Annotated in this window: 10 protein-coding genes and 1 pseudogene; 3 read left to right on the top strand and 8 right to left on the bottom strand. The window is 42.2% G+C overall.

The annotated features are described in order from the left end of the window. Positions 1–412: 412 nt before the first annotated feature. Positions 413–805, top strand: a pseudogene (locus HCR01_RS32265) (ATPase); the annotation flags it as partial. Between the two features lie 147 nt (positions 806–952). On the opposite strand, the gene HCR01_RS32260 reads toward HCR01_RS32265, so the two are convergent. From HCR01_RS32260 to HCR01_RS32225, 8 genes are all read right to left on the bottom strand, one after another. Beyond that, positions 953–1,183: a hypothetical protein gene (locus HCR01_RS32260; RefSeq protein WP_193200064.1), complete on the bottom strand. Its 231-nt coding sequence runs from the start codon at positions 1,181–1,183 to the stop codon at positions 953–955. Between the two features lie 1,130 nt (positions 1,184–2,313). Further along, positions 2,314–4,011, bottom strand: a complete 1,698-nt coding sequence (locus HCR01_RS32255) for a pentapeptide repeat-containing protein (RefSeq protein WP_226889805.1) — start codon at positions 4,009–4,011, stop codon at positions 2,314–2,316. A gap of 212 nt (positions 4,012–4,223) precedes the next feature. Continuing rightward, on the bottom strand, positions 4,224–4,976 hold the full coding sequence (locus HCR01_RS32250; RefSeq protein ID WP_193200063.1) for a peptidylprolyl isomerase: 753 nt from the start codon (positions 4,974–4,976) through the stop codon (positions 4,224–4,226). A gap of 21 nt (positions 4,977–4,997) precedes the next feature. Further along, positions 4,998–6,050 (bottom strand): aldo/keto reductase, encoded by a 1,053-nt coding sequence (locus tag HCR01_RS32245; RefSeq protein WP_193200062.1) that lies wholly within the window; start codon positions 6,048–6,050, stop codon positions 4,998–5,000. Next, a complete protein-coding gene (locus HCR01_RS32240) occupies positions 6,047–7,189 on the bottom strand; it encodes a T3SS effector HopA1 family protein (RefSeq protein WP_193200061.1) in 1,143 nt (380 codons plus the stop codon). The genes HCR01_RS32245 and HCR01_RS32240 overlap by 4 nt, the downstream gene beginning before the upstream one ends. Positions 7,190–7,215: 26 nt before the next feature. After that, positions 7,216–8,403 carry a phosphotransferase family protein gene (locus tag HCR01_RS32235; RefSeq protein ID WP_193200060.1) on the bottom strand — a complete coding sequence of 396 codons (1,188 nt, stop codon included), beginning with the start codon at positions 8,401–8,403 and terminating at the stop codon, positions 7,216–7,218. A 184-nt stretch (positions 8,404–8,587) separates the two neighbouring features. Beyond that, the gene (locus tag HCR01_RS32230) at positions 8,588–8,845 is read right to left on the bottom strand and encodes a hypothetical protein (protein ID WP_193200059.1); all 258 of its coding nucleotides are present in this window, start codon (positions 8,843–8,845) and stop codon (positions 8,588–8,590) included. Between the two features lie 133 nt (positions 8,846–8,978). Next, on the bottom strand, positions 8,979–9,221 hold the full coding sequence (locus tag HCR01_RS32225; protein ID WP_193200058.1) for a hypothetical protein: 243 nt from the start codon (positions 9,219–9,221) through the stop codon (positions 8,979–8,981). Between the two features lie 1,620 nt (positions 9,222–10,841). On the opposite strand from HCR01_RS32225, the gene HCR01_RS32220 reads away from it, so the two are divergent. Together HCR01_RS32220 and HCR01_RS32215 are read left to right on the top strand one after the other, a co-directional pair. Next, the gene (locus HCR01_RS32220; RefSeq protein WP_193200057.1) at positions 10,842–11,441 is read left to right on the top strand and encodes a helix-turn-helix domain-containing protein; all 600 of its coding nucleotides are present in this window, start codon (positions 10,842–10,844) and stop codon (positions 11,439–11,441) included. A gap of 15 nt (positions 11,442–11,456) precedes the next feature. Then, positions 11,457–14,522 carry a peptidase domain-containing ABC transporter gene (locus tag HCR01_RS32215; RefSeq protein WP_193200056.1) on the top strand — a complete coding sequence of 1,022 codons (3,066 nt, stop codon included), beginning with the start codon at positions 11,457–11,459 and terminating at the stop codon, positions 14,520–14,522. Positions 14,523–14,613: the final 91 nt, after the last annotated feature.

Below are 14,613 nucleotides of genomic sequence, written 5' to 3'. Positions count from 1 at the left end.
CATCCCAGTAGTGCAATACAAGGTTTAGTCAATCAACATCAAGAACGTCTCTGTGCATTTGATTTTCAACCTCTGAATACCAATTAGACAGCTAGGGATTGGGGGAATTATTCGGCGAAGTGGTTAGCGAGGTTTAACTTGGGATTGCATGATATATTGAAACGCTTGGTGAAGGGCGAGGAAATTACTGCCTCTGACCCACAATTAGTGAGAATGACTCAGTCATTAATTCATGTTGTCCACTTTCTGCTAATTGTTGATTTTAAATTATATCTTCATGATAAATAATAAGTTTTTAATATCTAAGTTTATCCTTTGATTTGCATTCACTATTTATCTAAGTGAATTGGCTTTATTCTAGATATTTGAATTTGCTTCCTAATTCTTATTAGTAATTAAGATGCGTTCGCCCTGTAGGTTTGATGAGATGTTCTTCGTCGATTTGCCAACAGAACCAGAACGCTGCCAAATCCTCTAAATTCACCTACAACGCTTTGGTATCACTGTAGAGTCCGAATACCTCGAAGCGATCGCAGCCAATACCGCAAAGTTTTCAGGAGCCGAGTTAGAGACGCTAGCTGCCGAAGCCGCACTACTGGCATTCGATGAGGGTAGACCACAGCAGGTCACGCTTGGGGATTTAGAGGCTTGCCGTCAAACCATCACCCCGCTTGCGATCACTGATGCTGCGGCAGTTGAGCGTATGCAGTCCTGGGCTGCTACCGCACGACGAGCAAGTAGTCCGGTTGTCGCTGCAGGCAAACAAACGTCTCTCAGGACTACGAAGTTTCGCAATATGAACTAAGTGAAAAGCGGTTGTCTAACTCGGGCGATCGCTTTCTTGAATTTAACAATTAGCTAAACATAAAACAATAAAGTTGCGAGCTTTTCTTTACAGTAAGGCTCGCAACTTTAAGTAGCTGGCTCTAATGAGTGGCTTCAGTAGGAAAAATTACAGACCGATAATGCTTGTTAATTCAGCTGATAACTCACCTGTTAAGCCTGATAATTCACCTGTGATCCCAGTTGTTGCTGCACTAGTAAGCTCAACAGTACCACCCCAAACTTTGAGTGAACTAACTGCATCTTCAGTTAGTTCACTCATGTAGCTTTCATTATCACCAAAGAACTCAGCGCCAGCAGGGTGCAGGTTTTTGATGTCGTCAATCTTGATGTTAGCCATCTGAAAATTTCCTTAGTTAGTAGAAAAATTTTAGTTATAACTAAGCTTTTGATTACTTAGCCTTATTTACTAAAGTATCAGATTCCAATAGTAAAGTAAGCCATTAAAATACTATTTTGGGTTTTAAGTAAAGGACTTTTTTCTTGTTTAGATTGCTTAAGCTTGTAGTATTTTTTCAAAAAATATCATTTGTTGTAAATTTAATTTACAAGCAGCAAATAGAGAATTTTTAAATATACTGATTGAGTTTAAATATTAGTTTGTGATTGAAGTAATTAAATTAGTTATTTCTTTTTATCTTTGTTTGATTTAGAGAAAACTTAAATATTACAAAACACAGTAGATTTATCTTGAAAATAAAGACTGACGGCTAGGAATTCAGGACTGGTAAGAGATATTTTCATGCTCTGGTTGTAGATAAATACCCCGTGGATGTTTAGCTTGAAAAAGGGTGTGCAGATGTAAACAATGGCGTAGCCTATCGCAGAGAAGAGATCGCAATGACTCTACGATTACTTCACTTCGCTATCGCTGCGTACTAGCGTGTTAAGGTTAAATTTATGCATTAGACTTATAGTTTATTAAGTGCTAAAGCGCTACTACAAACATTTTCTATTCCATTATTTTAATCTTGTCATGGCAGTATCCTTCTCCTATCGGAGACGCTACGCAAACGGGTTCTCCAAAGGAGTACGTAATGACAAGTATTTAGCCGCACATGATATGAGCATTGCAAAGAGAAGTTGTGAGGAGGAGGCAGTGAATTATGAGGTAATAATCTCTACAGAACCACTATCTAAGTCATAACGTGCCCCGACAATCTTCAACTAAGCTTTTTTTTGAACCTCAGCTAACAATAGTTGCACCGATCGCAGCTAAGCTTGATAATTGTAAAAAACGGTTGCGTGTACGTTTGTGATAGGTTGACATTATTTACTAAACACTATCAATAGAGTTATTTAGCTGCTTCAACCAAGCTTGGAAAAAGATTCCATAACTCGGTCATTGAATAATTCATTGAGTTGCGGCAAAAACTACTTTTCAACTCGCAGAATGTAATAGTAAAGCTTTGTTTGAATAGATTCAACTACTTCGTCTTAGCGTTGGCAAATTCCTGCATCAAATCTTTGCTATGCCTGAATCAGGAAGTCCGTTGCAGCTAGGGAAGAAATGCCGATTAGCGTGGCAAACATACCACCTTCCCTAAAACCTGCTGCTGTGCCATTCGGGTTGTAGAACAAGTTGTTGGTTGCACGACTATACACAATGTCTGCACTGCTGCTGCCTGCAAGGGAATCATTAGCAACTCTTGCAAACTCTGTGAACCGCAGAGAACCATTAGCTGCACTGCTGAGTGTTGTGAACGTCGTTTTGTCCAAAACAATTACGTCTACTAAGCTAAAGTCGGTAATTGTATCTTGACCAACCGCAGAAGCCACAAAGGCTGCATTAGTGTTGTAGAGAAATTTATCCGTACCGGCACCGCCTGTGAGTGTGTCATTATCTGCGCCGCCAACTAGAATGTCGTCACCAGCACCGCCTGTGAGAATGTCATCATCTGCGTCGCCGTCTAGATAATCATTACCCCCGTTACCGTTGAGGATGTCATCACTATCAGTGCCGAAAAGGTTATCGTTGCCGTCTGTTCCTTCGATAGTCTCATTGCTATCACTATCGTTGTCGCCCGTCCCTTCAGAGGTGTCGTTATCTGAATCCCCACCAGACAGACCAATAGTATCGACTGTAATAGCACCAGTCAGGTTAGCTTCTGTCAGGTCAGCCCCCGTTAAATTTGCACCAGTGAGGTCGGCATTACTAAAATTAGCTCCTTTTAATTTAGCCCCTGTCAGGTTGGCTCCTCTGAGATTAGCTCCGCTAAAATTGGCAAATTCCAAAAAGGCATTGTCGAGTTCAACTCCCCCGCTGAAAATTGCAGCTGTTAAGTCAGATTTGCTCAGGTTGGCTCTACTCAGGTCAGCTCCGATAAAAGATGCTCGGTTCAAATTAGCACTTTCTAAAAAGATGTCTTCAGCTTCGACTTGATTGAAGTTCGATCTATTCAAATCAGTGTCAGCAAATTTGGCATTACTGAGGTTAGTCACAGTAACATTGCCACTGGCATCGATAAATGGACTAAAGTTAGCACCGCTGAAAATGATATCTTCTGCACTTACGCCACTCAAATTAGCCCCACGAAACCTAACACTGTTGGTCTGTGTTGGATTTTCTATGGCTAGATCGGCCAGAGAGATACCACTGAAATTAGCTAGGTCAAAGATAGCGTTTTGCAAGGTGGCATCCTCGAACTTCGCTAATCGGAAGTCGGCACCAGTCGCATTCACATTGATAAAGAGGACACCTTCTAGAGTGGCTTCTTGTAAATTGGCGTTAGTCAGATTAGCACCAGTTAGGTCGGCGGCTTTGAGTTCAGCCTTAAACAGGTCGGCTCGAGTTAGGTCAGCACCTACTAGGTTTGGGCGATTTTCCTCGTCACCGCTGAGTTTAGCTTCTCGTAAGATGGCATCAGTTAGATTAGCATTTGAGAAATTAATTTCTTTAGTAGAAATTAGCTCTAGATTGGCTCCTTGCAGATTCGCTTCACTGAAGTTGACAAATTCTAAGGTAGCTTTATATAAGTTGGCATCGGTAAAGTTAGCTTCAGATGCGTCTACATTGAGCAGAACAGCCTCTTCAAAGTTGCTCCTGATAAGGGTTGTATTAACGAGTCTGGAATTTTCCAGCTTTGACTTGAAAAAATTGGCATCAGTTAGGTTTCGACCGCTAAAGTCTACTCCTACTAAGTTTTGCTCACTAAAGTTTTGTGGCATTATCTAAACTCTCACCTAACTAGTACATCAATGCGGAAATAAAGCTACATTCTTTTTTTTACACCTTGGCTTCTCCTGTCGGAGACACTGCGCGTAGCTTGCTTCCCGGTAGGGGTACGCTCGGCACAAGTCAAGGCAAGTCGCTCGATGTAACCCTGAGCGTAGTCGAAGGGTTACTTTTGACTTGTTGTACTAGTAACTTAGGTTATCTATTAAACAGGATGATTAGAGTTAATTCGCTGCTTCAACCAAGCTTGAAAGAAGGATTCCATGACTTGATCTTTGACAGATTCATTGAGTTGCGGGGGAAACCACTTTTCTACTCGCAGAATGTGATAGCCAAGCTTTGTTTCAACTGGCCCAACTACTTCGCCTTCTTTGGCGTTGGCGATCGCTCTGGCAAGTTCCTGGATCAGTTCCGCTATAAACTGAATACCGACAAAGCCACCATTTTCTTGAGACTGCTTACCCTTTGAGTGTGCTAGTGCCAAAGCGTAGAAGGATGCATTTTCCTCTCTGAGCGCTTGGGCTATTTTTATCGCCTCTATATGTTCAAGCACGACAATCTGAGAGAGTGCAACTCGTTTAAACTGCTCACGGTTAGCCACATATTGACCATCAACTGTTGCACCAAAGAGATGCTCTTTTAACTTTTTCGTTAGCAGCGCGACTCGAATTCCTTCAGACCAATCGTCTACTGTAATTCGCTGTGCTTCCAGCCAAGCAATGGTTTCAGAAGCTCCTAACAGCTTGTACTCTAACCGAAAAGCATCTCCTGCTGTTTGCAACTCTTCATCAGAAAGAGTAATCCCCAACTGCTCACAGGTGCGTAAAATTAGTACATCTCGTTCAGATAAAGCAGCAATTTCAGCAATTTTACAGGAATAACGCAGGCAGGCAATGATATCTGCATCAGTTGCCAGAGAAGTTTTTTGCGGTACAACTTTTTCTAATGTTTCTTTCATGGCTTGTATTAAGTGATTAGTTTATGACGCAGACATCGCTATTTCTGGGTGATACAGCAAGCGATCGCGGGGAATATCCTGGATGTTGTCAAACCGATTGCGATGTAAATCGCCGTACAGGTTAAGGTAGTCTAGTTCGGCAGGTGTCAACTTACCCTTACGAACACCGTTGATGGCAGCATCAACTTCCTGACGATTTCGCCAACCAGCCAAAGCGATATCTACACTGTTCTGTGATAGAGAGTAGCGATATAAATCAGGAACGCTGGGCTGCCAGCAATTTGCTGGTAAACCTCTAGGAGCGTGCCAAAGAGGGCCACCCATACCAGCCGACTTAAATGTGACAATACCTGGCCGCTGCGGGTTTTGAGCATCCAACTTGGCGAATACTTGTTGTTGAGCAGTGCGATGGGCAATATTGTGCCTGACCATGACTACATCTAAAAGGGGACTATCGAGCCACTGTGCTGCTAAATCAAGATCGTGGAAAGAGGCTCCGATATAGCGGACTATCCCCATTTTTTTGAGTAACTCTGAAGTGCCAAACATCCGTTCTATGGCTCGCTGATACACCCCATTTGGCCCTCGGAGATCGTTAGAGACGCTCAAGCAATCTTGAATTGCAGTACCATCTTTGCTACCAATCCAGCCCCAAAAGAATACGTCAATGTAGTCCATCTTTAAATCAACCATTTGATCCAAGAGGGATGCTAGTACAGACTCTGGACTCTTAAGGACATAAGTTACTGTTGCTAGAACCACCTTCTCTCTTTGTGAGGAACCACGTCCACACAATTTGCGGAGTGCATTACCCATTGAACTGTAGAGATAATGGTGTAAATCGCTAGAGTAGAAGAAATAATTGACTCCTTGATCGAAAGCGTAGAGGGTATCTTCACTGGAGATGTGGCCTCCGCCTCCTAATCCTAAACAGCTAACTGTTAGGTCAGTACGTCCAAGTTTGCGATAAAATGGCAGTTCGGACTCTGGAAGTTTAGGGGTAGCAATACTGACCTTAGGAGATGGGGCTACGGGTTGCTGCACAGACTCAGAAGTAAGATCGGTAATTTTCATAGATCTAAGGGAGTGTAAATATCTTCAGAGTTGGCATTCAGGTACGAACGTTGTAAGTCAAGTCCCAACAAGGAGAAGTGGTTGAAGATCCGACTCATGCGTCCAGCAGCTGAATTGTCTCCTTGCTGCCAAGCTTCTAGTAGGGCATTAGCTACAATCAGGCAGCGATTCATACCAAAACTTTCCAGTTCAGCAAATTTGTGGTCTGGTTCTTCGGCTAGTGCCAGTCCTGGTGCCAACCACTTGGTAAACAGGGGTACTTGCGGTTGAAAGTGCGTAGGCAAAGCCCGCCGTATGCATCGCATTTCTATGTAAACCGCCTCAAGGATTGGTCGGACTACTTCGTAGTTGCTCTTTTCAAAATAGAGTACGGCGGAGTCATGTCGCCCATATATTGAAGGATTATACAACGCCTTGAATGAGAAGGGAAGGGAAATATCGTTGAGCCGCCGTGTCAAGTCAGCCATGACTGCAACTGCCCCATCAGGAGTTAAGTTGAAGTAAATACGCACTATCCCTGCATGGCGATCTGAACTGCTGCGACTTTTGTGGCCTGCATTGCCAACTGCCATATAGAATCCGCTTTGCACTCGATTGCGAGGCAACTTGATGGCAACCAATTCACCTACTACAGCCGATGGCGCTTCGGGTTGTAAGTGTTTTTTGCGCTCAATATGCAAAGTTAGGCCATTCTTATTGACAACTAGCTTGTCATCACTCTCTTGCTTGATCACAGTCCAACCTGGATCAAAATAGCCTACGCCGCTGTTGCTTTTGTGCAAGCGATCGTAGAACGCTAAGTCTACTCCCAAGAAGGTATTGTTCTCTAAATTCTGAGGCAGTGGTAGGTCGTCTGAATCTGCATTTGATGTCATAGTCTCTCGTAAGGAACCGTTGTAATAGGTACTGTAGAGAAAACTCTGCAATTGCAGACTTCGATACTTAGTCTGAAGCTCCTGGGGTAATTGCCCAAAACGCTCTACTACCTCAGTCGGCAGTTCCGTGGATTTATAGTCTGGATGGTGAATACAGAAATTAGATTGAATTTGAACCTTGTCAGCGATGTCTTCAAGCGTAGCCAAAAGTTGCTCTTTTGCAGTATCTGGCAGTTGATTTTGTGGAGAATCCAGCAATTGCATATATATTTTGTCTACCGTTATAAATATTAACGTGGTACAACAGAGTGTGAGGGTATGAGTTCGGATGCTGACATGCCAAACACCGTTTGAAAGGATGTTTCTGGACGGCATAGCAATGTCTTGGCAACCTGAAGCATACAAATTCCTGTGTTGTTAAAGGTTTTTTGATACTGAATTGTGGCTTGAATTGCTTGAATTAAAGCCAGACCGGAAAATTGCACAACTCGCTGCAAGAAATCAGGATAGTGAGCCAGAATTTCGGGAAAATGCTCGAAATAGGCGCTAGTCAAGGCAGCAATAGAAGGTTGCAGCTGTTCGAGGGGAATTGTGGCTAAACGTAAAGACTCTTCGAGTGCGATCGCTTTACTAGTTACCAAGCTACCCAACCATATTTGCAAGTAGCTGGCAATAATCATACCTAAATCATAGGCTGGATCTCCCCAAGCTGCACGCTCGAAATCAATCAGTCGCACGATGCTTTGGTTAGATTGCTCTGCCTTAACGATCGCTTGTTCCCAATCAATCGGTAATAAAATATTGTTTAACTTCAGGTCATTATGTGTCAAACAACAGCGCTGGGAAGTTTGATGAAGTTCTGCGATCGCTTGCCCCAGACTGTCATAACGTTGATAAAGGGTCAAGAATTTGAGTCCATCAGCTGGAACTTGACCAAATATTTCTGGACTAACTTGCGCTAGAGAGCGAGTTAGCTTAGAAATCTGGTCTGGTATTATACCATCACGATGCTGCTGGGTGAAAAATTCTTGGTAATCCTGACGATTGAGCGTTGCGCTGTGAATTGTGGCTAAAACGACTCCAATCGAAGCTGCAATCACTTTTGAGAAAACTTTCTCCTTCCCATAGAAGTTCGCTAAATCGCGGTAGTCATTTAAATAGTTAAAAACGATGATTGAATGCTCGGCATCAAAATGAAGTATCTCCGGTAGATATGGACGAAGATAATTCATCTCTGGGAACCGCTGCAAAAACTCATGAATTCGCCATTCATGGAAAAACTCACCAGCCGTTTTCCCGTCTCGGTTGTAACGCTCTTGCTTAATCAAAAGTTTGCGATCGTCTGGTAAGCTCAACAATAAGTTAAAGTTCTTGGCAAATTTCGGTTCAATCTGGCTCTGGGCTTGCTCTTCTTGAGTGCAAAGACCTTTTTCAACTAAATAGTCAACCGCATTCTGGGAACTCAACAAAAATTTCATAGTTAGTTTTTAAACTTAATCTGATGCGGAATTTGAGTTAATTAAAGATGTACTTTTGGTGAGTATAGTTAGGTAGGGTCGCTCAGGAATGCTGTTCTTGTAGAGAGTAAAGAACTGCCTGATTGACCCTTCAACCCTGAGATATCAACCTGTTAGCACCACTAATTTACACAGGATTGCGAATTTAAGGCCCAAGCAGACCAAGCGTGCCTCCTAGCAAGCTTCCTAGCGTTTCTCCTAAAGTTCCGCCAAGGCTGTCCGCACCTGTTATGTTCAAGCCGCTATTTCCAGATATTAATGGCTCTGATCCTAACGTATCCAACGTTAGACCGCCTTGAACGCCCCACATTTCGCGATCGCTCAGTTCATTTAAGAAGTTTTCGGAATCTTGGAACAGTGCAGAACCCGTAGGGTGTAGATTGTCAATTTCAATGTTTGCCATCGGTTTTTCTCCTAAATTAATAAAGTCATGTTTTTGCTTTGTGACAGGCGCTTGTCGCCTGTCACAGATGCTAAATGACGATATTGAGTGTGTCTGAGTAGGTCGTGCGGTGATCGTCTAGGCTGCTATCTAGCTACACCCCTGTTAGGGAGAGTCCTCCTAAAGTACCTCCAGTTATGTCAGATAAAGTGGCTGCTGTTGCTCCACTTAATGGATCGCTAACCGTATCAGGTAAACTGAAGACTAAAGTATCCAAGGTTAGACCGCCTTGAACTCCACCTATTTCGCGATCGCTCAGTTCATTGAGGAAGCTTTCGGAATCTTGGAACAATTCAGAACCGGCAGAATGCAAATTATTGATTTCAATGTTAGCCATCAGAAATTCTCCTTCAAATTACTTTCGGGATAATCTAATCCTTTTGCCTCGAACAGAACTAAAAACTGTTAAGTTGTTTAGCTTTGTCTTGTAGATTAACAACTTAATATTTGATATTTCAAGCATTTAAAGCTGATTTATTAGAACCAATTAAAGAAGTTTTTTCTTAATTTAAGTTACCAACACTATAAAGAATTACGATTTCTCTAAATATTACTATATTGACTACTTTTTCAAAAAGATTCAATCAGCTATAAAAAGATTATTTGGTAATAAATACTTGATTTATTTCCGGCTTTGATGACTAGATGAAATTAAATAGCTTTAACCTACCTACAAATCCCACTAATCCCACCTAAACAAATATAATAGCTAATTTAAATTGGACATTATTTGATTGGTTTTGGAAAGATAAAACTTTTGAGCTAAGTAAAGAACTTATTTCTCACGCTGAGTTACCCACGACTATAGTGCCTGCTGTTCCTCAATTGTGACAGTAATTGAGTAGCTCTAAAAGCATTGTGCGAAACAAGTGCCTGATTTATTTCTCGTTTTATCCATAACATGTAATGAAACGGAATAAATCTTCCCACTAATCCTACTTTTCCCACCTAAAAATATACTTGACAACCCATTGACCTATTAACAATAACGACGTAAACTAAAATCTTAGAAAAGCCAAAGTTTTGTTAAGAAAATGAGAATTATCTCAAGTCTTCTTGACCTATTTTTACTTTGTGTGATTTTTATCTAATGGTTTGCCGTATAAATTTCGTCCTTATGAGTAACTTGCAACTAACCCACACATAAAAGCTTGATATCTCAGTTAACCCACTTAAGTTAGTTTATTGAGTCACGATTTTTAGCAAAATTATCTCTCTTTAGATAGAAGCAAAATTTTATTATCTTGAATATTTATCTCTGTAGGTAGAAGCAAAATATGAAAAAAAGGAGATGAGTTAACACAACTGGTGTAAAGTTTGTTTTTCAATGATTACGGTTCAAAATAGTAAAAAGGTAAGTGTAAAAATGCTTCATTAGCAAGCACAAGCTTCATCTAACTGTACATACAAATCCTATTTACAAGGTGGCGATGGAAATTCAGAATTGGTTTTTGAAATCTTTTTAATACAACCTGCTTCTGAAGGATCCTAAATGTGATTCTTACAAAAATATTTAGCCATCAAAAATGCAAAAATAGGCATAACAGATACTTTAAATAACCTGTAGAAATACGATTGAGGTATACATAATCTTTCTTCCACAAGAAATTACTGGGGTTGCATATTTGTAAAATGGTTTACCTCATCAGGACTTACGCAAAAAAGTTCTGTATTTGCGGTAATTCATTAATTACCGCTATGACAAATCAAATTTTTGAGAAAATTGTGCCTAGTCCTGAATCATACAGAGGAGCCAGCGTGTTGCGGTGAGCAGTCCGTTGGGCGAGAACCTTCCTTGTAGCGGCTAGCGTCGCGCAGAGACACACAGATAATCAGCGTTTTTAAATTTTAATGATTAAATATCATTTCTTAATTTGTACAATACCGAAATTGCTATTGAAATCTTTACAATGCCAGCTATTTCTAAAGAATGTAGAAAATGGATTGGAGAATTGCTATGGAACACCAGACTGATCTCCTGACACCTTTTCAACGTAAGCTTCTCCTAAAAAAATTGGAAGTAGATTTACGACCTGAGTACCGCCGTCGTATTCAAATCATGCTGATGGCTGATGCTGGTAAATCTCAGGCGCAAATCTGTGTCGCACTTGGTTGTTCTCAGGAGACGGCAAGGTACTGGATTGAGATGGCACGAATGGGCAAGGCTCACTGCTGGGAGGATCGCCCAATGGGTAGGCCCAAAACAATAAATGTCCAATATCTCAATCGGTTGCAAGAATTGGTTAGCCACAGTCCCCGTGAATATGGCTATCCATTTGAGCGCTGGACTGCAAAATGGTTAGGAAAGCATCTGTCAAAAGAACTAGGAATTGGGATGAGCGATCGCTACATCAGTATGCTGTTGAAAGAGATGGGACTTTCTACGCGATCGCGCAGCGTCTCCCCAGGAGAATCGCAATCCAAAACAGATGCAACTGACATCTCCCAAGCAAATAATTCTATCATTGCGATTCGCGATCTCCCTTCATCAGTTGAGGCTGCAAATGCAGAAGCTGTGCTTGCCATACAATCTTATAAGTCAGTTATTCCACTTTAAAGCTGTTGGAAATCTATGCTTAAACAACCATCAGAATTTTCAAAGCAAGAGATTGCCCAACAACTGAGCCAAACTCTGAGTCAAGCACTGTCAGAGCCAGAAATTTCTAAGTGTTTAGAACAAATTCAGTTTTTAGAGCCAACTCCTGGAAAACAATTTTGGCAATCAACGGATACAACAGTTGGAATTTACCTCATTCTTGCGGGTAAAGTCAGATTGCTCGATAGCAATAATAACTTGATTGTGTCACGAGAGGCAGGGTCATCATTTGGTGAATTGACACTTTTTAGGCAGGAGTCCTTTGGGACTTATACAGCTAGAGCTGCTTTCAAGCTTCAGCTTTGTTATCTTCCTGGTAAGTGCTTGCAAACCCTGATCCGCAATCATCCCAACATCCAAGAGCATCTTTATCGGCAAGCAGTAATTTGGGATTTGCTACTGTTATGTAAACAGACAGGCTCCATAGGTGATGTACCTCCTGAAAAGTTGACCCAAGTACTATCACTCCTTAAACAGCACCATCTCAAACCTGGAAAACTCCCAGCATCTGTACTGAACAATCAGAAGTTGTGGTTGATCCGTCGAGGAGAACTCTTACATCCATCAGGGCGAAAACTTGCGGTTGGAAGTCTCTATCTTCCCTTCCAATCTCCTGAAGAACTTGCCTGGCAAGTCATTCAACCTACCGAACTGTATAGTTTCAGTCAATCTGAATGGGAAACAGCGTTAGATATCTTGCCACAACTGATTGAACTGAGTTCAGCCAATGAGCTGTCATCAGCAGCAACCAGCAGTAAAAAAGCAGTTGAAGTGCAAGAAAAAATTTCCTTCTCTGCTACTGCTACTGAGCAAAAAACTAGAAAAAAGATTAATAAGGCATACTTCCCCAACCCATCTGTAAAAGCTGGACAATGGTTGCAGCGGCTGACTGTACGCTACCCAGTCTTTCTCCAGCAAAGTGCCTCTGACTGCGGTGCTGCTTGCCTGGTAATGGTTGGACGGTATTGGGGCAAACGCTTTAGCATTAATCACGTGCGGGACATTGCCAACGTTGACCGCAATGGTGCTTCCCTTCGAGGTTTAGCGGCGGCCGCAGAAAGCAGCGGTTTTTCGACTCGCCCCATTAAAGCAACCCTCGACAAACTAGCAGAACAAAATTTGCCTGCGATCGCGCATTGGGAAGGTAAGCACTATATAGTTGTCTATCAAGTAACTAGCGATCGCGTCATCGTTGCCGACCCTGCCATTGGGCTATGTAAACTCAGCCATACTGAATTTAAAAAAAATTGGACTGGCTATGCATTGTTATTGCAGCCCACAAGTCTGCTCAAAGAAGTTAATGAGGTTAGTCAACCCTTCTGGCGTTTCTTTGAGTTACTTAAACCTCACTGGGTTGTGGTAATAGAAGTGTTGTTTGCGTCCATAATGATCCAGCTATTTGGATTAGTCGTGCCATTGTTTACTCAGTTGTTGTTGGACAGGGTGGTCGTCCAGCGCAGTACCCTGACTTTAACTGCTGTGGGCTTGGGATTACTAATATTTAGCCTCTTTAGAGTGGCAATGACTGGACTGCGGCAATACCTACTCGACCATACAGCTAACCGAATCGATCTAGCACTAATTGTTGGTTTTCTGACTCATACTTTCCGGCTGCCACTCAGATTTTTCGAGTCTCGCTACGTTGGAGACATCATTTCCCGCGTACAGGAAAATCGCAAGATTCAAAGTTTCCTTACAGGTGAAGCACTGTCAATTTTTCTCGATTTATTGACAGTATTTATCTATGTGGGATTAATGTTCTGGTACAGTTGGAAACTAGCTTTGCTTGTGTTAGTCGCTGTACCACCATTTGTTTTAATAGCGCTGATTGCCACACCGTTGTTCCAGCGGGTTTCACGGCAAATCTTTAGTGCGTTTGCAAGTGAGAGTAGTTATTTAATAGAAGCACTCACAGGGATTCGCACAATCAAATCAATGGCTGTCGAACGGAGTGTACGCTGGCATTGGGAAGAACTGCATAACAAATCTCTAAAAACAATCTTTTCAGGTCAGGTCATTAACAATGTTCTGCTAATGATCAGCTCTACGATCGAAGCAGTGGCTACAACAGCCATGTTGTGGTACGGAGCTTGGCTAGTGATTCAAAATCAACTGACAATTGGGCAATTAGTCGCGTTTAATATGTTACTCGGTAACGTTATTCGTCCATTCCAACGGCTGATTGTTTTATGGAATCAATTGCAAGAAGTTCTAGTTGCTGTTGAGCGCATTGAGGATGTAATTGAAGCTGAACCTGAAGAAGATTTAGAATACAAATCTCGTCAATCGCTACCGCCAATTCGTGGTCACGTTTGCTTTGATCAAGTCACGTTTCGCTATCACCCAGAAAGTGACGTCAATACGCTGGAGAACATTAGTTTTGAAGTGCTGCCAGGACAAACTATCGCTTTAGTTGGTCGCAGTGGATCTGGAAAAACAACCATTTCTAAGTTGGTGTTGGGTCTTTATCCCCCCACAGAGGGGAAAATCCTGATTGATGGCTATGATATCACCAGCATCTCGCTAGCATCGCTGCGGCAGCAAATTGGCGTGGTCGATCAAGATACATTTCTGTTTGGCGGTTCGATTCGTGAAAACATTAGTGTTGGTCATCCAGAAGCCACATTAGAAGACGTGATTGCCGCAGCTCAAATGGCAGGAGCACATATGTTTATTAAAGAATTGCCCTTGAGCTACGAAACACTAATTGGTGAAGGTGGAGGAATGCTGTCTGGAGGGCAACGACAACGGTTAGCGATCGCCCGCGCCCTACTAGGAAATCCCCGATTGCTAATTCTTGATGAAGCGACGAGTAGCCTTGATGCTGAGTCTGAGCGAATTATTCAAACAAATCTCAGCAGTATTGCCCGAAATCGCACCATCCTGATCATTGCCCATCGACTCTCCACAATCCGTAATGCCAATCTGATTCTGGTACTTGATCGCGGCATATTAATTGAGCAGGGTACTCATGAAGAACTCATGGACAAACGGGGGCACTACTTTTACCTCAACCAGCAGCAGTTTACAGCAGTAGGTTGATATTGTTTCACTTGAAGGTTGATACATATGGCAAGCAGAGAGGCAGGGGGCAGGGGGAGTAGAGGGATAGAAGAATAATTCTTTCCCTTTC

Origin of the sequence: Nostoc sp. MG11 (assembly GCF_014904695.1) — a bacterium.
In the GTDB taxonomy this organism is placed as follows: domain Bacteria; phylum Cyanobacteriota; class Cyanobacteriia; order Cyanobacteriales; family Nostocaceae; genus Komarekiella.
The sequence above is the reverse complement of the archived record's forward strand: the minus strand, read 5'-3'. Positions and strand labels throughout refer to the sequence as shown.